Source organism: Rubricella aquisinus (genome assembly GCF_014199445.1).
GTDB lineage: Bacteria > Pseudomonadota > Alphaproteobacteria > Rhodobacterales > Rhodobacteraceae > Rubricella > Rubricella aquisinus.
The window spans coordinates 53,900-75,232 of sequence record NZ_JACIJS010000007.1 but is presented as its reverse complement, the minus strand read 5'-3'; the positions used below and the strand labels follow the sequence as shown (position 1 = coordinate 75,232).

The following is a 21,333-nucleotide window of genomic DNA, read 5'->3' as shown; positions in this document are numbered from 1 at the left end:
CACCCCGTCCGCCACACCGGTTTGAGCAAACCGGAGGACAAAATGCTGACCTACACCCCTCTTGATGGCGATCATGTCGCCCGCCTGAAACGTGTTGACGATCATGGCAACACGCCTGAACGCGCCCTATCGGGCGGCACGGGAACGCCCTGCCGTCATTGCTTGTGTGACGTGCCCGAGGGGGAGGAGATGTTGATCTTGTCCCTCCGCCCTTTCCCGGACCTTCACCCCTATGCCGAACAGGGGCCGATCTTTCTCTGTGCTGCGGACTGTGCTGCGCATGATCCCCGGCGCGTTCCGCCTGTCCTGACGACATCGCCCGATTATCTGGTGAAGGGTTATACGTCGGCGGATCGCATCCTCTATGGCTCGGGCGGGATCGTGCCTGCCCATGAGATCGCGGACTATGCGACACGGCTGTTCACCAATCCCGACATCGCCTATATCCATGTGCGATCCGCACGAAACAATTGCTATCTGTGCCGGATTGACCGCGACGCGCCCGAACCATAAGGCCCTCCCGCGCGTTGGGTCGGGAAAGGAGACCTTTCATGCCCACCCTGCGTGCCTTATCCGTGCTGTTGTTCACGATTGCCTTTGCCGTCAGCCCGATCCTGTCTCCCGGCTTTAACGGGTTTGACCCGGATCGGTATCCGGTGCCCCAGATTGATCCGGCGGCCCAGCCTGCGGGCTATGCCTTTGCCATCTGGGGGCTGATTTATCTCGCGCTGATTGCCCATGCGGTCTGGGGCCTGTGGAAGCGGCGCGATGATCCGACATGGGATGAGGGCCGCTTGCCCCTGATCGTGAGCCTTGGCGTGGGTGCAATCTGGCTGCCCGTCGCTCAGGTCAGCCCGGTTGCGGCCACCATCATGATTTTCGTCATGCTCGCGGGCGCGCTGGTTGCCCTGTCGCGCAGCGTCCCTGCGCCGGATTTCTGGATGATGAACCTGCCCCTCGGGCTTTATGCTGGCTGGCTGACAGCGGCGAGTTTCGTCTCTGTCGCGCTTCTGGGGGCAGGCTATGGCGTGATTTGGGGAGAGACCGGCTGGGCCGTCGTCTCCCTCAGTCTGACTGTGATTGTGGCAAGCGCCTTTATCGGGCGCACAGGCTGGGTGCCGTTTTATGTCGCTGCCCTGATCTGGGCGCTCATCGCGGTGATCATTGCCAATCTTGGATCGAATTGGACCATCGCCATGGTCGCAGCCATCGGGATCGTCATCGTCGCCGCCATTCTATCAAGCGTCCGGCATCAGCGCGGGTAATTCGCGCACTGGACGCGCCCGGCGCATCCCCTTACACCAAAGCGCAACAGAAATTGCGGCAAACGGGGTAAGCAATGCGCATTTTGGTCACGAATGATGACGGGATCACCGCGCCCGGGCTTGTGGTGGCCGAAGCGATTGCAGCCCATCTGGCCGGGCCGGAGGGCGAAGTGTGGACCATCGCGCCCGCTTTTGAGCAGTCGGGCGTGGGCCATTGCATCAGCTATGTGCGCCCGATGCGGATTGAGCAGATGGCGGAGCGCCGCTTTGCCGTTGAAGGCTCCCCTGCCGATTGCGTGATGGCGGGCCTGTTCGACATCATGAAGGACGCAGCCCCCGATCTGGTGCTGTCCGGCGTCAACCGGGGGCATAACGTGGCCGAGGACACGCTTTATTCCGGCACAATCGGGGCCGCGATGGAAGCCGCACTGCACAAGACCCGCACCATCGCGATGTCGCAATATTACGGCCCGCCCGATCAGGGCCCCGCCGATCCGTTCGAGGCTGCGCGCGTGCATGGCCCCGGCATTGCGCAGCGCCTCTGGGACCACGCGAAATGGGAACAGGACGGGCGCTATGGCGTGTTCTACAACGTGAATTTCCCGTTTTGTGCCGCCGATGACGTGAAGGCCGTGAAAGCCACCGCGCAGGGGGAGCGCGGCGGATCACCCTTTGGCGGGAAGGTGCAAGTCGCCCCCAATGGCCGCCGCTATATGTGGATCACCCATGGCATGGGCAACCACACTTGCGCGCCGGGCACCGATGCGCGCGAAGCGTCCGAAGGCAACATCACCGTGACGCCCTTGCGCGCCGATCTGACCGCGCGCGATATGATATCCGACCTAGATATCCTCTTGAACAAGGACGCCTGAGCCATGCCCGTTGATCCCGATCTGCGCGAGAAGAAGATGCAGTTCATCTTTGCCCTGCGGCAGGGCGGATTGCGGGACAAGACGATCCTTGACGCGCTCGAAGCCACACCGCGCGATCTGTTTCTGGATGGCATTTTCCGTGCCCGCGCATGGGAGGATATCCCATTGCCGATCTCCTGCGGGCAGACGATCAGCCAGCCCTCTGTTGTGGGGCACATGACACTCGCGCTGGAGGTCACGCCGCGCTGCAAGGTGCTGGAGGTCGGCACCGGCTCCGGCTATCAAGCGGCGGTGCTGTCATTGCTGGCGCGTCGGGTCTATTCCGTGGAGCGGCACCGCCCGCTTGCCCGGCAGGCCCGCCGCGTGATGGAGGCGCTTGACCGGCACAATGTCACCATCCTCACGGGCGACGGCACCAGCGGATTGCCCGAGCAGGCCCCCTTTGACCGCATCATCGTCACCGCAGCGGCAGAAGACCCGCCCGCAGTGCTGTTGGAACAGCTCAAGCCCGGCGGGATCATGATCCTGCCCGTTGGGCAAAGCGATACGGTCCAACATCTCATTAAAGTCATTAAAACACCGGCCGGTTTGGACTATACTGAGCTTGGCGATGTGCGTTTCGTGCCCCTGCTGGAAGGCGTGGCCGAGGATGTCATCGACTGAGGCAAACAAAGCTGCCAAAGGCGGCATATGAGTAATGAGCAGAACCATGACCCGCGCAAATCTCCTTATCCCGCTGACATCATTGGCTTTCCTTGCCGCCTGCGCGGTGGAGGAAACCGCCACGCCAGCGCCGATCCAGTTTGAGGGAACGAACCCTTCCGTGTCGCAAATCCCGGTCGAGCGGCCCTTGCAGCCGGGTGAGCCGGATGCGCGCGGTGTGATCTCCTATCCCGGCTATCAGGTGATCCGGGCGCGCGAAGGCGACACCGTGGCCTCTATCTCCGCGCGGGTTGGCGCGGATGCGGCGACCGTGGCCTCCTATAATGGGTTGGTGCCGGATTATACGCCGCGCGCGGGCGATCTGATCGTTTTGCCCCCGCGAGACGACCGCTATGGCGTGAACCTTGCCGGAAATACGAGCGACACGGGCGGCTGGAATATCGGCCTTGCCGCTGCGGCCATCGCGCGAGCGGGCGACAGCACAAGCGGGCCGACGCCCGTCGCCTTCCCGAATGAACCCGCGGTTGAGGCCGCGCGGGTCAGTTCCAACGATCCCTCCGTCCCGCGCAACGGTATCCAGCCGGTGCGCCACCTTGTCGGCCCGGCAGAGACGCTGTTCTCCATCGCGCGGCTTTATGATGTGAGCGTGACCTCGATCACCACATGGAACGGAATGAGCACCAATCTGGTCGTGGCACCGGGCGATGTGATCTATGTCCCCCTGCCCGAAGACCCCACCGCAGAGGCCGCGCTGGCCGCCGCAACACCCGCCCCGGCAGTGCAGCCGGTGGCCGTGACGCCAAGTGCCAACAGCGCGCCGCCCCCACCGCCAAGTGCGACCAATGCCCTGCCTCAGCCCGTGACGGCAACCGTGCCACCGCTCAGCCCGAATATGTCGGCGGCCGCTGCGACTGGCGCGTCTGACGCGATCTTCATGCGGCCGGTGGATGGGGAGATTTTGCGCCCCTTCTCCGCCGCGCCGGGTGCAAGCCGCAATGACGGGATCGACTTTGCCGCGACCGCAGGCACGCCGGTGCGCGCCGCCGATGATGGGGAGGTGATCTATGTCGCCCGCTCCGTCGGGGATTTCGGCAATATCGTGATGATCCGTCACCCCAATGAGATCGTCACCGCCTATGCCCGGCTTGGCGCGGTGACCGTGGCCAAGGGCGACATGATCTCGCGCGGCGCAACACTCGGTGAAGTGGCCGCGAATGCTTCCCCCAGCATGCAGTTTCAGGTGATGCGCAACATGGCCCCGGTCGATCCGGCACCGTTCCTTTAAGCGCGATATCGGAAACAGTTTGTGGGTTCAGGCGGGATTTGTTCCCGCCTGAGGATGCGCTACCTCTTCTCACACCATTGAGGAGAACCACCATGTCCCTGCGCCCCGTCACCCACCAATCCCACGCCCAACCCACGATGGAGGGCGCGGGCGTGCATTTGCACCGCGCCTTCGGCTTTGGCGAGCCGGAATTGAGCGATCCTTTCCTGCTGTTCGACGATTTCCGCAATGACGTGCCAGAGCATTACGAGCGCGGTTTTCCGTGGCATCCGCATCGGGGGATCGAGACGATCACCTATGTGCTGGCAGGCGAGGTGGCCCATGCCGACAGCCTTGGCAACGCGGGCACGCTCGGGGCGGGCACTGTGCAATGGATGACCGCTGGCTCCGGCATCCTGCATCAGGAAATGCCTGCGGGCGATTTCGCGGGCCGGATGCATGGCTTCCAACTTTGGGCCAACCTGCCCCGCGATCAGAAAATGACCGCCCCCCGCTATCAGGACATTCAGGCCAGCGATATTCCCGAGGTTATAGATGATGACGGCACCAAAGTGCGCGTGATCACGGGCGCGTTTTGGGGTGCGAAAGGGCCGGTCGATGGGATTGCGACCGATCCGCAATACCTCGATATCACGGTCCCGCCCCTGAAAACCAAGCGGTTCAAGGTCGATACCCGCCGCCGGGCCTTCGCCTATGTGTTTGGCGGTGAGGGGCGGTTTACGGATGCGGCCGCCCCCACGGGCGTGCTGGTGGAAAAGGAATTGATGGGCGAAGAAATCCTCATGCGCGACAATTCCGGCGACCGCACCCTCATCCGGCTTGGCGCAGGCGACGAGGTGCAGGTGACGGCGGGAGAGAAAGGCATCCGTTTCCTTCTGGTGTCAGGCGCGCCGATCAATGAGCCGGTTGCCTGGCATGGGCCCATCGTGATGAACACCCGCGCCGAACTGGAACAGGCGATGCGCGATCTGCGCACCGGGAATTTCATCCGCGCGCATTAAACAAAGGCCGCGTCAAACAGCGCGCGGGTATAGGGGTCGCGGGGGGTGGTGAACACATCCTCCGCCGCACCGGCCTCCACGACATCGCCCTGTTTCATCACCATCACCTTATGGGACAGCGCGCGCACGACCCGCAGATCGTGGCTGATGAACACATAAGCCAGCCCATGCCGCCGCTGCAAATCCCGCAACAAATCAACGATTTGCACTTGCACGGTCATATCCAGCGCGCTGGTCGGTTCATCAAGGATCACCAGTTTCGGGCGCAGGATCATGGCGCGCGCAATCGCGATGCGCTGCCGTTGCCCGCCGGAAAACTCATGCGGGTAGCGGTCCATGGTTGCGGGATCGAGGCCAACCTCGGACATGATCTCCGCCACCCGCGCGCGGGGGTCCGGCTCATCGGGGAAGTGGATGGCCAGCCCTTCGGCGATGATTTCGACCACGCTCAGGCGCGGCGACAAGCTGCCGTAGGGATCCTGAAACACGACCTGCATGTCCCGGCGCAAGGGGCGCATGTCTTTTGACTTCAGCCCCTGAATGTCGCGCCCCTGAAACACAATCGGCCCGTCCGATGAGATGAGCCGCAGCATAGCAAGCGCCAGCGTCGTTTTGCCCGAGCCGCTTTCGCCGACAATGCCCAGCGTCTCCCCCGCGCGCACGTCGAGCGTTGCGGCATTCACCGCCTTCACATGGCCCGTAACCCGGCGCAAAAACCCTGTCTTGATCGGGAACCAGATGCGCAGATCGTCGGTGCTGAGGATTTCGGGGCCGGGCGCGGCAGGCTCCGGCGTGCCCTTTGGCTCTGCCGCGAGCAGCATCTGGGTATAGGGATGCTGGGGCGCATCGAACACATCGGCCGTGCGGCCCGTCTCCACGATCTCCCCGTCTTTCATGACGCAGACCCGATCCGCGATGCGCCGCACAATGCCAAGGTCATGGGTGATGAACAGCATCGCCATGCCGACATCGCGCTGGATGTCTTTCAACAGGTCCAGAATCTGCGCCTGAATGGTCACGTCAAGCGCGGTGGTCGGTTCATCCGCGATCAGCAGGTCCGGGCCGTTGGCAAGCGCCATGGCGATCATCACCCGCTGCCTTTGCCCACCCGACAATTCATGAGGATAGGCGGTGAGGCGGCTTTCCGGGTCGCGGATGCCCACCTTGGTGAGCAGATCAAGGATACGGGGCCGTGCAGCCTGCGCATCCAACCCCTGATGCAGCGCAAGGCTTTCGCCCAACTGTTTTTCGATGGTGTGGAGCGGGTTGAGCGATGTCATCGGCTCCTGAAAGATGAAGCTGATGTCATTGCCCCGGACCCGGCGCAGGGTCCGTTCCGGCGCGCCGATCATCTCTTCTCCCGCGTATTTGACAGAGCCGCCGATGGTCGCCGTGTCGGGCAGCAGGTTGACCGTAGAGAGGGCCGTGAGCGATTTGCCGGAGCCGCTTTCGCCCACAATCGCCACCGTCTCCCCCTTTTCCAGAGTGAAGGACACGCCGCGCACCGCTTGGGCCGCCCCGAAAGAGATCGTGAGGTTTTCGACCGATAAAAGGCTCATTGGAACGTCTTTCTGGGGTCGAACGCGTCACGGATGCCCTCAAAGATGAACACCAGCAAGGACAGCATGATCGCGAAGGTGAAAAACGCGGTAAACCCGAGCCACCACGCGCTGAGCGCATTTTTGGCCTGAAGGGTCAATTCGCCCAAGGACGGGTAAGAGGCGGGCAAGCCAAAGCCGAGGTAATCGAGCGTCGCAAGCCCTCCGATTGCGCCTGTCACCAGAAACGGCATCAGGGTCACGGTCGCGACCATCGCGTTAGGCAGCACATGGCGGAACATGATCTTACCATCCGACAGGCCCAGCGCGCGGGCGGCGCGCACATATTCGAAATTCCGCGCACGCAGGAATTCTGCGCGGACCACGCCCACCAGCGCGGTCCACCCAAACAGCGCGATCAATAATGTCAGCGACCAGAAACTCATGGTGAAAAAGGCCGACACGATGATGAGGATGTAGAGGGTCGGCGTGGATGTCCAAATCTCCACCACCCGCTGGAAAATCAGATCGGTCAGCCCCCCGAAATATCCCTGCACCGCCCCTGCCGCGATCCCGATCACGGAAGAAATGAGCGTCACCGCAATCGCGAACAGCACCGAAATACGAAACCCATAGATCACCCGCGCCAGCACGTCTCGCGACTGGTTGTCAGTGCCAAGCCAATGGTTCGCATCGGGTGCCGAGGGCGCGCGCAGCACTTCGTAATTGATCGTGTTGTAGGAATAACGGATCGGCGGCCAAAGGATCATGCCCGTGTTGACCTCTTGCCCGTCCACGACGCCATCGGCGGCATCTTCGATCACGCCCTCGGGATCATCGAAACAGGCGTCGAGCCCTTGCGCGATGATGAGGCATTGCACCTCGGGCGCGGGATATTCCGCCTCCGTCTCGAACTCCCCACCGAAGGTGGTTTCGGGATAGGCGGCAAAAACGGGCATGAAATATTCACCGTCATAGCGCACCAGCAGCGGCTTATCATTCGCCACGAATTCCGCAAACAGCGTGATCAGGAACAACACGCCAAAGATGCGCAATGACCACAGCGCGCGGCGATTGGCACGAAAGGTCGTGATCCGGCGGCGGGCAAGGGGGGACAGTTTCATGTCTCGCGGCTCTCGAAATCAATGCGCGGATCGACCAGCACATAGGTCAGATCACTCAACAGCCCGACAATCAGGCCGATCAGGCCGAACACATAGAGCGTGCCGAACACCACCGGATAATCCCGCTGCACCGCGCTCTCAAACGCAAGGCGGCCAAGCCCATCAAGGCTGAAGATTGTCTCGATAATCAGGGAGCCGCCAAAGAACACGCTGACAAACAGCCCCGGAAAGCCCGCGATCACGATGAGCATCGCGTTGCGGAAGATGTGACCGTAGAGCACCCTGCCCTCGCTCAGCCCCTTGGCCCGCGCGGTCATCACATATTGCTTGCGGATCTCGTCAAGGAACGAGTTTTTCGTCAGCAGCGTCAACGTGGCGAAGGCCGCGATGGTGGAGGCCGTCACGGGCAGCGCGATATGGTGGAAGTAATCGAGCACCTTGCCAATCGCGCTCAACTCCTCCCAATCATTGCTGACCAGCCCGCGCGACGGGAACCATTGGAAAAAACTGCCCCCCGCGAACAGGACAAGCAGCATGATGGCGAACAGAAATCCGGGGATCGCATAGGCCACCACGATGATGGCGGATGTCACGGTGTCGAATTTCGTGCCGTCATTCACCGCCTTGCGAATGCCCAGCGGGATTGAGATCAAATAGGCGATCAGCGTGGACCACAGCCCCAGCGTGATCGACACGGGCATCTTTTCGAGTACCAGATCAACGACGGAGATAGAGCGGCGGTAACTTTCCCCCAAATCAAAGACAAGGTAATCGCCAATCATAAGGAAGAACCGCTCAAGCGGCGGCTTATCCAGCCCGAACTGTGCCTCAAGCTCTGCGATGAATTCGGGCGGCAGCCCGCGCGCGCCGCGATAGCCCGACTCTTCACCAGCACCCGCATCGACCGTGCCGCCGGTGAACCGTTCGGTCGCACTTCCCGCCCCTTCCAGATCCGCGATGATCTGTTCAATCGGGCCGCCGGGCACGAATTGCACCAGCGTGAAATTGATCAGCAGGATGCCGAACAGCGTGGGAATGATCAGCAGCAATCGCCGCAGGATATACGCACCCATGGATTAATAGACGCCCCGGTCGCGCAGCGCCTGTTCCTTTTCCTCCGAATACCACCAGAAATCCGTCTCCCCGAGCAGGTAGGGCGGCAAGGGATCAGGGTGGTCAAACACATCGACATAAGCGACCCAGTTGGAGTTTTTGTACCATTGCGGGATGCCGATCCGCTCTGCTCGCAACACGCGATCCAGCGCGCGGGCAGCGACCTGCATCTCCTCGCGGGTGGCGGCGTTGATGACCTCCTCGATCAGCGCATCAACCGCCTCGCTTTGCAATCCGGCAAGGTTGCGCGACGGCACCATCGCATTTTCAGAGCCGAACCATTGGCGCAGCGACAGACCCGGCGACAGATCATTCACAAAGCTGGAGGTGAGCATATCGAAGTCAAAGCTCCGGCGGCGTTCAACGAATTGGCTGACCTCGACCCGCTCCAATTGCGCGTTCACGCCCAATGTCTTGAGGTTTTCGACAATCGGGTTCGAAATCCGCTCAAACGCGGTGGAAAACAACAGGAACGACACATCCAGCGTTTCCCCGTCCGCATTGCGGCGCAGCCCGTCCTGCACCGTCCAGCCCGCTTCATCAAGCAGGCGTCCGGCCTCCCGAAACACACTGCGCGAAATGCGATCCGGGGAATTGACGATTGGCTCCAGCGCCGGATCGGTCAGCACACCCTCAGGCAAGAGATCGGCAAGTGGTTCCAAAAGCGCCAATTCAGCGTCACTCGGTGGGCCAACGGCCTCCAACGGGGAGCCGGGCCAGAAACTCTTGGACCGCTCATAAAGGCCATAGAACTGCGTGCGATTGGTCCATTCGAAATTGAACATCATGCTGATCGCCTCGCGCACGCGCGGATCGGCAAATTTCTCTTCTCGTAGGTTAAAGAGGAAATTCTGCGCGTTCGACACGTTGCCATCGGGGTAGTCGCGCTTGACGATCCGGCCCTCTTGCACAGCCGGGAAATCATATTCGAGCGCCCAAATCGCGGAGGTGTTCTCCACCCGGAAATCATACGCCCCCGCCTTGAACCCCTCAAACGCGGCGGTGCCATCGGCATAATGCTCAAAGCGGAGCGTGTCGAAATTGTGCCGTCCGCGATTGATCGGCAGATGCCAGCCCCAATAATCGGGATTGCGCGTGTAGATGATCTGCCGCCCCGGATCGACACTTTCCAAGATATAAGGCGCGCTGCCTGGTCCAGGCTCAAGCGTGGAGCGGGAAAAATCCTTATCCGCCCACCAGTCTTCCGAAAACACCGGCAGACCTGCGGCGGTCATCGGCAATTCGCGGGTATTGGCCCCATCGCGGAAATCAAAGCGCACGCGGTGGGTGCCTATTGCCTCCACCGTCTCGAAATCGGCAAACACGCTGCGCAGCGCGGGAATGCCCTTTTCGCTCAGAATGTTGAAGGTAAAGACCACATCATCAGCGGTGATGGGTGTGCCGTCCGAAAAGGTCGCCTCGGGCCGCATGTTGAAAACGGCCCAAGAGCGGTCCGCGGGGTATTCGATGGTCTCAGCGATCAGACCGTAAAGCGCGTCCGGCTCATCCGCCGTGGCGACCATCAACGGCTCAAAAAGGATCGCAGCACTCGCCGCACCCGTTCCAGCGGTGGTGTAGAGATGGAGCGTATCAAAACTGCCAATCGCCCAGGTCGAAAACTCCCCCCCTTTGGGCGCGTCAGGGTTCACATAGTCGAGAAGCTCGAAATCCGCGTCATATTTCAACTCGCCAAAGGTGGAGATGCCATGGGCAATAATCACGTCCTCCTGCGCCCAGACGGCAGCGGGCAGCGCGAGGGTGACACAAAGGGCGGGCAATCGCAGAGTGAACATACGCAAGGCAGTCTCCTTTTGGTGAATTCCCATATTGTAATGGTTATGGGGCGATCCGAGATGTTTCAAGGCGCGATCCTGTGAGCGGGCCGTGAGGTGGGGGCCCTCCCGCCCGTCGTTCCGTCGCTGACGCTCCGTCCTCCCGTTTGGCCGGGCCGCCCGCTGGCGCGGGCGGGTGCCTCCGGCGGGGTATATTTGAAGAAAGTGAATTGGACTGGGTGGAGCAAGAGCAGCCCCCGCGATTCGGCCGTGGGTCAAGGTCCGAGGAACGAGCGGCCTTGACGCGCGGGCGAATCGTAGCCGCACAATTGAACGGGTGATTTGAGGAACAGACCTGTTCCTCAAACACCTCATGACAGGCGAAGCCCCAGCGCCGAAGGCGCTGCCGGGCCAAACGGGAGGAGGGAGCGTCAGCGACTGAACGACGGGCGGGAGGGCCCGCTCGCCGCTGAACACCTAGGCGCGGCCATATCCGCCGCCCGAGGGGGTATCGAGCCAATAGGTGTCACCCGGATGCATCTCTGTCTGATCGGCGGAACGGAGGGTTTCGACAGCGCCATCCGCCCGCACCACGCGGCTCACGCCCAGCGCGCCCGGCCCGCCGCCATCAAGCCCCGGAGGCGGCACCACCCGGTGGCCCGTCAACACGGCAAGCGTCATCCCCTCAAGGAACCGGATGCGGCGGCGGGTGCCATCCCCGCCCCGGAAGGCGCCCTCCCCACCGGAGCCGCGCCGCAGGCTGAACTCCTCCAACACCACCGGGAAGCGCCATTCCAGCACTTCCGGATCAGTCAGGCGCGAATTGGTCATATGGGTATGCACCCCGCCCGTGCCCGCGTGGCCGGTGCCATCATTCAGCACCCCAGCCCCGGACCCGCCGCAGATCGTCTCATAGTACTGATAGGTCGCGTTGCCCCAAGTGGTGTTGTTCATCGTCGATTGCGCCGCTGCCTGTACGCCGAGGGCGAGGAACAGCGCCGATGTCACGGCTTGCGATGTCTCCACATTGCCCGCGATCACCGCCGCCGGATATTCGGGGCTAAGCATCGTGCCTTTGGGCAGCACCACATTCAGCGGTTTCATCACCCCTTCGTTCATTGGGATGTCATCATCCACCAGACAGCGGAACACATAAAGTACCGCCGCTTTCGTCACCGGCTCGGGCGCGTTGTAATTCGTCGCAAGTTGACCCGTCGTACCAGTAAAGTCGATCGTGGCCTCGCGCGCGGCCCGGTCCACCGTCACCTTCACGCGGATTTCGCGCGGATTGCCGTCAAAATCGGAGTCCATCGGGTAGACATATTCCGCGTCCCGCAACGTCTCGATCGCGCGGCGGACGCATTCTTCGGCGTTGTCCTGCACATGATCCATATAGGCGCGCACCACGGGCAGGCTGAACAGATCGACCATCCGGCGCAATTCGCGCGCACCCTTTTCGCAGGACGCGACCTGCGCCTTGAGATCCGCGATGTTGATATCGACGGCGCGCACCGGGTAGGCCGCACCGGTCAGCAGCGCGCGGGTCTCCTCCTCCCGGAAGCGGCCCTTCTCCACCAGTGTCCAATTGTCGATATAGGCGCCTTCTTCCTCCACCCGGCGGCTGTCAGGCGGCATGGAGCCGGGGGTGAGGCCGCCCACATCGGTGTGATGGCCACGCGCGGCAGTAAAGAACAACACCTCTTCCCCCGCATCATCCCAAACCGGCATCACCACCGTGATATCGGGAAGATGCGTGCCGCCATTATAGGGCGCGTTGAGGCAGAACACATCGCCCTGCCCCATGCCGGGGTTCTCACGGATCACCGTTTTCACCGACGCGCCCATGGAGCCAAGATGCACCGGCATATGCGGCGCGTTCGCAATCAGATCGCCGGATGCATCAAACACCGCGCAGGAGAAATCCAACCGCTCCTTGATCGTGACCGAAACGGCGGTGTTTTCCAGCACCGCGCCCATCTGCTCCGCGATGGACATATAAAGGTTGTTGAACACTTCGAGCATCACCGGATCGGCCTCTGTCCCGATGGCGTGCTGATCGGCGCGGGCCTCGATCCGGTGGAGTTTGACATGGTCATGGGCGGTGATGCGCGCCTGCCAGCCCGGCTCGATCATGATGGAGGTGTGTTCCTCGACCAGCACGGCCGGACCAGTGAGCGTATCGCCGGGGCGCATATCGCCGCGACGGACAAAGCGGGCCTCGTGCCAGCCCCCGACATAGACAGGTGCTGTGAGCGCGGTGGGGTAGGCCGCCTCGTCCCGCACCGCAGTGTCTGTTGCCGTCTCCGAAAGGTCGGCGGCCTGACCCACCGCCTCCACCGAGACGCTTTCGATGACCAAGGTCGCCTCGCCCGGATCAAAGCCAAAGCGCTGGCGATGCTCCACGGCAAAACGTGCGGTCAGATCATCGAGATCGCCGAACGGGATCGGAAGCGCGGTATCTGTCCCCTGCACTTTCAGGTGCAGCATCGGGGTGATGCCGATGCGCGCCTCTGCCACGCCCTGCCCCTCAACCTCCCCGAGTGCGGAGACGGACAACCCTTCGATCAGGCTTGCCGCCTCAAGCCGCGTGGTCGGGTCGAGCGGTTTTTCCAGTGCCTGCTGGCGGCTTGCGCGAATATCGGCAAGGCCCATGCCATAGGCAGACAGAAGCGAGGCAAAAGGATGGATCAGGCACGTCTCCATCCCCAAAGTGTCGGCAATCGCGCAGGCATGTTGCGCCCCCGCCCCGCCAAACACCGTCAGACAGTAGCGCGACACGTCATAGCCACGCTGGACGGAGATTTTCTTGACCGCGTTGGCCATGTTCTCAACCGCGATGCGCAGGAAGCCGTCGGCCAGCTCCTCTGGGCTTTTGCCAACCTCAGCGGCCATGTCCTCAAACCGCGCGCGGGTTGCCGCCACATCCAGCGGGCGGTCGGCATCGGGACCGAAAATCGCCGGGAAGAACTCTGGCCGCAATTTGCCCGTCATCACATTGGCGTCCGTCACGGCCAATGGCCCGCCACGCCCGTAGCAGGCAGGGCCGGGATCGGCACCTGCGCTTTCAGGGCCGACGCGCATCCGCTGCCCATCAAAGGTGAGGATCGAACCACCCCCCGCCGCGACCGTGTGAATATTCATCATCGGCGCTGTGATCCGCACGCCTGCGACTTCTGTGTTCAGCACCCGCTCATAGTCACCCGCGAAATGGCACACATCGGTGGAGGTGCCGCCCATGTCAAAACCGATGATATTCGGCTCCTCCGCGATCTGGGACGTGCGCACAGCCCCGACCACACCACCCGCCGGGCCAGACAGGATCGCGTCCTTGCCCTGAAACAGCCGCGCGTCGGTCAACCCTCCGGAAGATTGCATGAACATCAGTCGCCCCGCCGGATCCCCGTCAAAGGCCGCCGCCACACGGTCCACATAGCGCCGCAAGATGGGGGAGAGATAGGCATCGACCACGGTGGTATCACCGCGGCTGACCATCTTCATCAGGGGGGAGACTTCATGGGACACGCTGACTTGCGTGAAGTCCATCTCCCGCGCGATGCCCGCGGCTGCGGCCTCATGGGCGTGGTGGCGGTACCCGTGAACGAACACGATGGCGAGCGCGTCGATGCCCTTTGCCCGCACGGCCTCCAGATCGGAGCGGAGGGCGGCCTCATCGAGCGGGTGTTCCACATGCCCATCGGCGCGGACACGCTCCTGCGCTTCGATCACATGGGAATAGAGCATTTCAGGCAGGATAATCTGCCGATCAAAAAGGCGCGGGCGGTGCTGATAGGCCAAGCGCAATTGATCCGCGAGCCCGCGCGTGATCACCAGCGCCGTCGGCTCCCCTTTCCGCTCCAACAGGGCATTGGTGGCGACGGTCGTGCCCATCTTGACCGAGGCGACGCGCGACAGCGGGATTTGCTCGTCCGCCCCCAACCCCAGAAAGCGCCGGATGCCATGCAGCGCCGCATCGGCATAGACTTCGGGGTTTTCGCTCAGGTGTTTGGCCGTATGCAAGTGCCCCTCGGGATCGCGCGCGACGATATCGGTGAACGTGCCCCCACGGTCGATCCAGAAATCCCAAGCGGTCATCATGTGCTCCCTCGACGCAGGCCAGTAACTTGGCCTAGGTTTTGGCGGGTTCAGGCAAGGAGGGCAAGCCATGGTTGTGGAAATACGCGAAGCGACCGATGCCGACCTGCCCGGAATTGCCGCCATCTGGAACCCGATCATCCGCGACAGCGTGGCCACATTCACCACTGCTGAGAAAAGCATTGACGATCTGCGCGCATGGCGGGCGGAACGGCTGGCCAATGATCATCCCATTCTTGTCGCGCGCGACGCGGAGGGGATCACGGGCTTTGCCGTCTATTTCCAGTTTCGCGGCGGGCCGGGTTATGCCCATACCATGGAATTGACCATCCATCTGGCCAAGCGCGCCCGTGGGCAGGGAACCGGGCGCGCGCTCATGGCCGCACTTGAGGAGGTGGCCCGCGCACGAGGTGTGCATTCCCTATGGGGCGGATGTTCGGGGGAGAATCCGGGGGCTGTAGCGTTTCACGAACGCTGCGGCTTCACCCGCGTGGCGACACTGCCCCAAGTGGGTCGCAAATATGGGCGCTGGTTCGATCTGGTTCTGGTGCAGAAAATCCTCGCCTGACGTCACGATTTGGAATGCTACACATCTGCAATCGTCGTTTGTGATCCGCCGCCGGGTCGGTGAGGCTGCGGACCAAACGAAGGAGACCATCATGAACATTCAACGCATCGCCGCTTTTTCGCATGGAACAGAGGGCGGCAATCCCGCGGGCGTCGTGATCGCGGACACGCTGCCAGAGGCGGCGGATATGCAGCGGATCGCGGCCGAAGTCGGCTATTCGGAGACCGCATTCGCCACACCGCAGGGAGACGGCTTTCGCGTGCGTTATTTCGCGCCCGACATGGAAGTGCCGTTCTGTGGTCACGCCACGATTGCCCTTGGCGCGGCTCTCGGTGCGGCCTATGGCGCGAAATCCTATCCGCTGATCCTGAATGAGGCGGAAATCACCGTGCGCGCCTACCGTGAGGGGGAGCAATGGGGGGCAGAGCTGACGTCCCCCCCGACCTCCCATGCGGCACCGGGGCGGGATGTGCTGCGGGACGTTCTGGACCTGTTTGCGCTCACAGCAAGCGATCTGGATCAGAGCCTCCCGCCGATGCTCGTGCATGGTGGGGCACCACATCTGGTGGTGCCTTTGGCCAGTCGCGCGCGCCTGTCCGAGATTGCCTATGACCAGCCCACCGGGGCTGCGATCATGCGTGCGGCTGGACTGGTGACGATCAACCTCATCCACCGCGATGCGGAGGGCACGATCCATTCGCGCAATGCCTTTGCGGCGGGTGGGGTGTATGAGGATGCAGCCACCGGTGCGGCGGCGGCGGCCCTTGCCGGATGGCTGCGCGACACAGGGCGCTGGACAGCACCCTTGAGCATTCATCAGGGCGACGACATGGGCGTGCCATCCCGCCTGACCACATCGCCCTTGCCCGCGAAGGGTGCGGGCGTGCGGGTGCGTGGCCTTGCGCGGTCCATTTAACGCGGAGCTTGCCATGGCGGCGGGCGCGGGACGTGATATAGTCAGCCCCATGTCGATTTGGTCCCGCATTGCTGACGCGATTTCGGCCCTCGCCTCGGGCGAGGGTCTCTCAAAGGTGTTTGAGCGCCTGCGCACCCCGCCCGAACGCTCCGTTGCGTTCACTATTGGCGTGATCGCGCTTGGCGCCAAGATGGCCAAGGCGGATGGCCATGTGTCGCGTGCGGAGGTGTCTGCGTTTCGCGAAGTGTTCCACATCCCGCCCGAAGACCTGCCAAAAGCGGCGCAGGTCTTCAACCTCGCGCGGCAGGATGTCGCCGGATATCGCCAATATGCGCGCCAAATCGGGCGAATGTTTGCCGATGACCGGCCCGTTTTGGAAGATTTGCTCGAAGGTTTGATGCATATCGCGGTCGCCGATGGGGTCTATCATCCCAAGGAAAACGACTTTTTGCGCAACGTGGCAGAGGCGTTTGGCATTGATGAGCGCAGCTTTCTGACCCTGCGCGCGCGCCATGTGCCCGACGCTGAACGCGATCCGCATGACGTTCTGGGGATCGAGCCGGACATGAATTATGCTGAGAAAAGAGCACGTTGGCGGGAATTGGTCAAAGAGGCCCACCCCGACCGGATGATGGCTCGCGGCGTCCCGGAGGAGGCGGTGAAGCTTGCGCAGGCCCGGCTGAGCGCCATCAACGCGGCATGGGAGAAAATCCAAGACACTGAAAATTCTTCTGTTTCCAGTGGAACTGTCTGACGGGATACACTGTTGTTAATGTGTACCATCTGGCTATAATTTTGCTGGATATGTGCGGTGACGTGTGAAGTTTGTTGTAAACGGAAACACTTTGTCCACATGTGTGCGTATCGCGAATTTTCGCGTATGGAATCAATGAGGCATGCCGAGTGGGTGCCCTGAAATATCGGAGAGTGGGATGAAAGCAGTATCCTCAATCATGATCGCTGGTGCGGCGTTTGCGCTTGCAGCATGCGGTGGTTCGCAGATGGACGACTCCTCTGGCACGTCGACGACAATGGCACCGCCGCCGCCGGCAGAGTACACCGTGTACTTCGGCTTTGACCGGTCTGACCTGTCCTCGCTGGCAGCAGCAACCGTGAACCGTGCGACTGAGGCGGCTGTCTCGACCAGTGCAAACGTTTCGCTCGTGGGTCACACCGACACCACCGGCTCCAACGCCTATAACCAGGCGCTGTCTGAAGCACGCGCCGCAACCGTGTCCGCAGCAATGACCGCTGGTGGCGTGAACCCGGCAGTGATCTCCGCATCCGGCCGTGGCGAGATGGACCTCGCAGTGGCAACCGCCGATGGCGTGCGCGAGCCGCGCAACCGTCGCGTGGAAGTCACCCTCTCCGACATGATGATGGCGGAAATGGAAGTGGCAATGGAAGCAGCACCGGCCATGGCTGACACCGCAAACTGCGTGATGTCCGGCGGCAAGTGCGTGGTTCTGACCAACCACCCGGACGAAGAAGTCACCAACTAATCTGTTCTGACGGATTAGCAGAATTTGAACGCCCCGGCCCTAGCGCCGGGGCGTTTTTCGTTTGCCCCCTTTGAACCCGCCTCGCCACGGGTTACCTGTCAAGAAACTGTCCATCAAATGTAGAGGTCCTGCGCCATGTTCACCCTTCCCTTGCCCCGCCCTGTTCTGGATGCTGAACCGACCGGAGGGGCGGGCGCATTCGGTGCGCTGCCCGAATGGGATTTCAGCGCGCTCTACGCCGGCGAGGACGACCCGAAACTTCAGGATGACCTTGCGCAGCTTGACACGGATACCGCAGGCTTCGCCGCTGATTATGAGGGCAAACTCGCGACGCTGCCCGCCTCCGCGCTGGCACAATCCATCCTGCGCTATGAAGCGATGGATGTGGTGATGGGGCGGGTGATGTCCTTTGCCGGATTGCGCTATTACCAGAACACGACCGATGCGGCCCGGTCCAAATTCATGGCCGATATGCAGAACAAAATCACGGAGCTGTCGGCGCGTCTGGTATTCTACACGCTTGAACTGAACCGGATCGAGGATGCCACGCTTGACGCCGCGCTGGCGGCGGATGAGACGCTCGCGCGGTATAAGCCGTGGATTGACCGTGTGCGCGCGGCAAAGCCTTATCAGCTTTCCGACGAGATGGAGAAATTCCTCCATGACAAATCGGTGGTCGGCACAGCCGCCTGGAACCGCCTGTTTGATGAGACCATGGCCGGGCTGACCTTCACCGTGGATGGGGAGGAATTGCCACTTGAGGCGACGCTCACGCTTTTGTCGGACACCGACCGCAGCAAGCGGGAGGCTGCCACCCACGCGCTGATCGCTGTGTTTCGCGGTCATCTGCCGCTTTTCGCCCGCATCACCAACACGCTGGCCAAGGAGAAAGAGATTGAGGACCGTTGGCGCGGCCTGCCTACCCCGCAGGCCGGGCGGCACCTTGCCAACCATGTGGAGCCGGAGGTGGTGGAGGCCCTGCGCAACGCCGTGGTCGCCGCCTACCCGCGCCTGTCGCACCGCTATTACGCGCTGAAAGCCAAATGGATGGGGCTGGAGCGGATGCAGGTCTGGGATCGCAACGCCCCCCTGCCCGACAGCGATGACCGCAAGATCGGCTGGGACGACGCACGGGACATGGTCATGCAGGCCTATGCGGGGTTTGATCCGCGCATGGCCGATTTGGCCGAGCCGTTCTTTACCGAAGGCTGGATTGATGCCCCCGCCAAGGCGGGCAAGGCCCCCGGCGCCTTCGCCCATCCCACCGTGACCGACGCGCACCCGTTCGTGATGCTCAACTATCTGGGCAAGCAGCGGGACGTGATGACACTTGCCCATGAGCTTGGCCATGGCGTGCACCAGCGGCTGGCCGCATCGCAGGGGGAATTGCTGTCCTCCACGCCGCTGACGCTGGCCGAAACCGCCTCGGTGTTTGGGGAGATGTTGACCTTCCGCCGTCTGCTGGATCAGGCCCCGGACCAGAAGGCGCGCAAGGTGCTTTTGGCAGGCAAGGTCGAGGATATGATCAACACGGTCGTGCGCCAGATTGCGTTCTATGATTTTGAATGCAAACTCCACGCCGCCCGGGCCGAGGGCGAGTTGACCCCCGATCAGATCAACGACATCTGGATGAGCGTGCAGGCCGAAAGCCTTGGCCCCGTGTTCGATTTCGTGGACGGGTATGAAACCTTCTGGACCTATATCCCCCATTTCATCCATTCGCCGTTCTACGTTTATGCTTACGCGTTTGGCGATGGGTTGGTGAACGCGCTCTATGCCCGCTATGAGGAGGCACCCGAAGGCTTCCAAGACAAGTATTTCGACATGCTGCGCGCCGGTGGATCGAAGCACCATAAGGAGCTTTTGGCCCCGTTCGGCCTTGATGCGTCCGACCCGGCATTCTGGGACAAGGGGCTGTCCCTCATCGAGAGCATGATTGACGAGTTGGAGGCGATGGACAGCTGATACTTTCGGTTGAATCGGGGTTAATGTGGTCGCGCGTTAACCCCAGCTTTACGAGAATCTTGCGAGAAATACCCCCGCTGGGCCGTAGGGGTGGCCGCAGACTTTTTCGGGGGATGAGATGCCGGATATTACCTTTCACCATGTACGCGCCGAAGATGTGGGATTGCTCGCCTTCCCGTCGCCGGACCTGTTCGATGCACAGATCAACCACGAACGTTTGAAGGTCTATCTGGACCGTCCGTGCCATTTTCTGTTCGTCGCCCTGCATCGCGGCATGGCTGTCGGCATGATGATGGGGGTGGTCCATTATCATCCGGATGTTGAGACGGATTTCGTGATTGAGAATTTTTATGTGGACAGTCGTTTTCGCGGACGGGATATCGGCCGCAGGCTGCTTGCCACGGCACGGGTGGAGGCACAGGCGCGCGGGTGCAGCACGATCCTTTTCACAACCACGACGGACAACGCATCCGCGCGGCGGTTCATGCAGACATCAGGGTTCGTCAAAGTGCCCAGCGTCACCTATCTGCAATCGGTGGACCAACTGGATGCTAACGTCACTGAGCCGCTGACGCCCCTGCAAACCGCGTTCGCCCAGAAACAACGCCCCAGCAACACGCTGCGATCCGCGGGGCAATAACCGGGTACAAGCAGAAACGAAAAACCCCTCCCTGTGGGTCAGGGAGGGGTCTGATTTTTTACCACCGGTCCGGCGATCAGGCCATTTCTGGCAACATGCCCTTTTCCTTGGCCAGTTCGAGCATCTTTTTCTGCACCTTTTCAAAGGCGCGCACTTCGATCTGGCGGATACGCTCCCGGCTGACATTGTATTCCTGGCTCAGATCCTCAAGCGTGACCGGATCGTCGCGCAATTTGCGCTCCGTCAGGATATGTTTTTCGCGATCATTCAGCTCACCCATCGCGGCGATCAGCAGCGCGCGGCGGCCCTCAAGCTCATCCTGCTCCTCATAGGCTTCCGCTTGATCGGCATCATCATCGGTCAGCCAGTCCTGCCATTCCGACGCGCCCTCGCCATCGGTTTTCAGGGGCGCGTTGAGGGACGCGTCGCCCCCCGACAAGCGCCGGTTCATGGAGGTCACTTCGGCTTCCGTCACGCCAAGGTCATTGGCGATCTTGGCCACATGCTCGGGCCGCAGATCGCCCTCTTCCAGCGCGCCGATCCGGTTTTTCGCCTTGCGCAGGTTGAAAAAAAGCTTTTTCTGCGCGGCGGTGGTTCCCATTTTCACGAGCGACCATGAGCGCAGGATATATTCCTGAATGCTCGCACGGATCCACCACATCGCATAGGTCGCAAGGCGGAACCCCTTTTCAGGGTCGAAGCGTTTGACGGCATGCATCAAGCCGACATTCGCCTCCGACACCACCTCCGCCGTGGGCAGGCCATACCCGCGATAGCCCATCGCGATTTTCGCGGCCAGACGCAGGTGAGACGTTACGAGTTTATGCGCGCTCTCCTTGTCCTGATGATCGACCCAAGCCTTGGCGAGCATGTACTCCTCCTCCGGCTCAAGCATCGGAAATTTACGAATCTCAGAGAGGTAGCGGCTCATCCCCTGTTCGGGGGACGGTGCGGGAAGGTTTGAATATGCCATGTCTGTATTCCCTGAACGACTTTTGTTGAGATTAAGTTAATGGG

Annotated in this window: 18 protein-coding genes; 12 read left to right on the top strand and 6 right to left on the bottom strand. The window is 61.8% G+C overall.

The genetic code is table 11. The features are described 5' to 3' along the window. The first annotated feature begins 42 nt into the window (after positions 1–42). From FHS89_RS12075 to FHS89_RS12050, 6 genes are all read left to right on the top strand, one after another. Positions 43–513, top strand: a complete 471-nt coding sequence (locus FHS89_RS12075) for a DUF1203 domain-containing protein (RefSeq protein ID WP_184011990.1) — start codon at positions 43–45, stop codon at positions 511–513. Positions 514–551: 38 nt separating this feature from the next. Beyond that, positions 552–1,265, top strand: a complete 714-nt coding sequence (locus FHS89_RS12070; RefSeq protein WP_184011988.1) for a hypothetical protein — start codon at positions 552–554, stop codon at positions 1,263–1,265. Positions 1,266–1,339: 74 nt separating this feature from the next. Beyond that, entirely contained in the window at positions 1,340–2,137 is a 798-nt protein-coding gene (gene surE, locus FHS89_RS12065) for a 5'/3'-nucleotidase SurE (protein WP_184011986.1), read from the top strand. A 3-nt stretch (positions 2,138–2,140) separates the two neighbouring features. Further along, positions 2,141–2,800 carry a protein-L-isoaspartate(D-aspartate) O-methyltransferase gene (locus FHS89_RS12060; protein ID WP_184011984.1) on the top strand — a complete coding sequence of 220 codons (660 nt, stop codon included), beginning with the start codon at positions 2,141–2,143 and terminating at the stop codon, positions 2,798–2,800. A gap of 46 nt (positions 2,801–2,846) precedes the next feature. Continuing rightward, positions 2,847–4,085, top strand: a complete 1,239-nt coding sequence (locus tag FHS89_RS12055; RefSeq protein WP_184011982.1) for a LysM peptidoglycan-binding domain-containing M23 family metallopeptidase — start codon at positions 2,847–2,849, stop codon at positions 4,083–4,085. Between the two features lie 92 nt (positions 4,086–4,177). Continuing rightward, entirely contained in the window at positions 4,178–5,086 is a 909-nt protein-coding gene (locus FHS89_RS12050; RefSeq protein ID WP_184011980.1) for a pirin family protein, read from the top strand. On the opposite strand, the gene FHS89_RS12045 is transcribed toward FHS89_RS12050, so the two are convergent. From FHS89_RS12045 to FHS89_RS12025, 5 genes are all read right to left on the bottom strand, one after another. Beyond that, on the bottom strand, positions 5,083–6,645 hold the full coding sequence (locus FHS89_RS12045; protein WP_184011978.1) for an ABC transporter ATP-binding protein: 1,563 nt from the start codon (positions 6,643–6,645) through the stop codon (positions 5,083–5,085). The two genes, FHS89_RS12050 and FHS89_RS12045, sit on opposite strands and share 4 nt — an antisense overlap. Next, entirely contained in the window at positions 6,642–7,748 is a 1,107-nt protein-coding gene (locus FHS89_RS12040; protein ID WP_184011976.1) for an ABC transporter permease, read from the bottom strand. Before FHS89_RS12040 ends, FHS89_RS12045 begins: the two co-directional genes overlap by 4 nt. Further along, positions 7,745–8,821, bottom strand: coding sequence for a microcin C ABC transporter permease YejB (locus FHS89_RS12035; protein ID WP_184011974.1), 1,077 nt, complete (start codon positions 8,819–8,821; stop codon positions 7,745–7,747). Before FHS89_RS12035 ends, FHS89_RS12040 begins: the two co-directional genes overlap by 4 nt. 3 nt (positions 8,822–8,824) lie before the next feature. Beyond that, positions 8,825–10,654 (bottom strand): extracellular solute-binding protein, encoded by a 1,830-nt coding sequence (locus FHS89_RS12030; protein WP_246413861.1) that lies wholly within the window; start codon positions 10,652–10,654, stop codon positions 8,825–8,827. A gap of 456 nt (positions 10,655–11,110) precedes the next feature. Beyond that, the gene (locus FHS89_RS12025; protein WP_221229425.1) at positions 11,111–14,725 is read right to left on the bottom strand and encodes a hydantoinase B/oxoprolinase family protein; all 3,615 of its coding nucleotides are present in this window, start codon (positions 14,723–14,725) and stop codon (positions 11,111–11,113) included. Between the two features lie 70 nt (positions 14,726–14,795). On the opposite strand from FHS89_RS12025, the gene FHS89_RS12020 reads away from it, so the two are divergent. The 6 genes from FHS89_RS12020 (at position 14,796) to FHS89_RS11995 (ending at position 20,316) form a co-directional block, all read left to right on the top strand. Beyond that, a complete protein-coding gene (locus FHS89_RS12020; RefSeq protein WP_184011968.1) occupies positions 14,796–15,293 on the top strand; it encodes a GNAT family N-acetyltransferase in 498 nt (165 codons plus the stop codon). Positions 15,294–15,384: 91 nt separating this feature from the next. Further along, positions 15,385–16,209 carry a PhzF family phenazine biosynthesis protein gene (locus FHS89_RS12015; RefSeq protein ID WP_184011966.1) on the top strand — a complete coding sequence of 275 codons (825 nt, stop codon included), beginning with the start codon at positions 15,385–15,387 and terminating at the stop codon, positions 16,207–16,209. Positions 16,210–16,258: 49 nt separating this feature from the next. Further along, positions 16,259–16,963 carry a molecular chaperone DjiA gene (locus FHS89_RS12010; protein ID WP_184011964.1) on the top strand — a complete coding sequence of 235 codons (705 nt, stop codon included), beginning with the start codon at positions 16,259–16,261 and terminating at the stop codon, positions 16,961–16,963. 178 nt (positions 16,964–17,141) lie between these two features. Continuing rightward, the gene (locus FHS89_RS12005; RefSeq protein ID WP_184011962.1) at positions 17,142–17,711 is read left to right on the top strand and encodes an OmpA family protein; all 570 of its coding nucleotides are present in this window, start codon (positions 17,142–17,144) and stop codon (positions 17,709–17,711) included. A 135-nt stretch (positions 17,712–17,846) separates the two neighbouring features. Further along, positions 17,847–19,676 carry a M3 family oligoendopeptidase gene (locus FHS89_RS12000; RefSeq protein WP_184011960.1) on the top strand — a complete coding sequence of 610 codons (1,830 nt, stop codon included), beginning with the start codon at positions 17,847–17,849 and terminating at the stop codon, positions 19,674–19,676. 118 nt (positions 19,677–19,794) lie between these two features. Continuing rightward, a complete protein-coding gene (locus tag FHS89_RS11995; protein ID WP_184011958.1) occupies positions 19,795–20,316 on the top strand; it encodes a GNAT family N-acetyltransferase in 522 nt (173 codons plus the stop codon). 76 nt (positions 20,317–20,392) lie between these two features. Here the strand turns inward: FHS89_RS11995 and rpoH are convergent, their stop codons facing one another. Then, complete coding sequence (gene rpoH, locus FHS89_RS11990; protein ID WP_184011956.1) at positions 20,393–21,289, bottom strand: RNA polymerase sigma factor RpoH; 897 nt, start codon at positions 21,287–21,289, stop codon at positions 20,393–20,395. Positions 21,290–21,333: the final 44 nt, after the last annotated feature.

Coding starts and splice junctions, on each gene's coding strand:
- FHS89_RS12075 (WP_184011990.1), top strand. CDS start 43: ATGCTGACCTACACCCCTCTTGATGGCGATCATGTCGCCCGCCTGAAA.
- FHS89_RS12020 (WP_184011968.1), top strand. CDS start 14,796: ATGGTTGTGGAAATACGCGAAGCGACCGATGCCGACCTGCCCGGAATT.
- FHS89_RS12005 (WP_184011962.1), top strand. CDS start 17,142: ATGAAAGCAGTATCCTCAATCATGATCGCTGGTGCGGCGTTTGCGCTT.
- FHS89_RS12000 (WP_184011960.1), top strand. CDS start 17,847: ATGTTCACCCTTCCCTTGCCCCGCCCTGTTCTGGATGCTGAACCGACC.
- rpoH (WP_184011956.1), bottom strand. CDS start 21,289: ATGGCATATTCAAACCTTCCCGCACCGTCCCCCGAACAGGGGATGAGC.
- FHS89_RS12070 (WP_184011988.1), top strand. CDS start 552: ATGCCCACCCTGCGTGCCTTATCCGTGCTGTTGTTCACGATTGCCTTT.
- FHS89_RS12010 (WP_184011964.1), top strand. CDS start 16,259: ATGTCGATTTGGTCCCGCATTGCTGACGCGATTTCGGCCCTCGCCTCG.
- FHS89_RS12055 (WP_184011982.1), top strand. CDS start 2,847: ATGACCCGCGCAAATCTCCTTATCCCGCTGACATCATTGGCTTTCCTT.
- FHS89_RS12015 (WP_184011966.1), top strand. CDS start 15,385: ATGAACATTCAACGCATCGCCGCTTTTTCGCATGGAACAGAGGGCGGC.
- FHS89_RS12025 (WP_221229425.1), bottom strand. CDS start 14,725: ATGACCGCTTGGGATTTCTGGATCGACCGTGGGGGCACGTTCACCGAT.
- FHS89_RS12030 (WP_246413861.1), bottom strand. CDS start 10,654: ATGTTCACTCTGCGATTGCCCGCCCTTTGTGTCACCCTCGCGCTGCCC.
- FHS89_RS11995 (WP_184011958.1), top strand. CDS start 19,795: ATGCCGGATATTACCTTTCACCATGTACGCGCCGAAGATGTGGGATTG.
- FHS89_RS12040 (WP_184011976.1), bottom strand. CDS start 7,748: ATGAAACTGTCCCCCCTTGCCCGCCGCCGGATCACGACCTTTCGTGCC.
- surE (WP_184011986.1), top strand. CDS start 1,340: ATGCGCATTTTGGTCACGAATGATGACGGGATCACCGCGCCCGGGCTT.
- FHS89_RS12060 (WP_184011984.1), top strand. CDS start 2,141: ATGCCCGTTGATCCCGATCTGCGCGAGAAGAAGATGCAGTTCATCTTT.
- FHS89_RS12045 (WP_184011978.1), bottom strand. CDS start 6,645: ATGAGCCTTTTATCGGTCGAAAACCTCACGATCTCTTTCGGGGCGGCC.
- FHS89_RS12050 (WP_184011980.1), top strand. CDS start 4,178: ATGTCCCTGCGCCCCGTCACCCACCAATCCCACGCCCAACCCACGATG.
- FHS89_RS12035 (WP_184011974.1), bottom strand. CDS start 8,821: ATGGGTGCGTATATCCTGCGGCGATTGCTGCTGATCATTCCCACGCTG.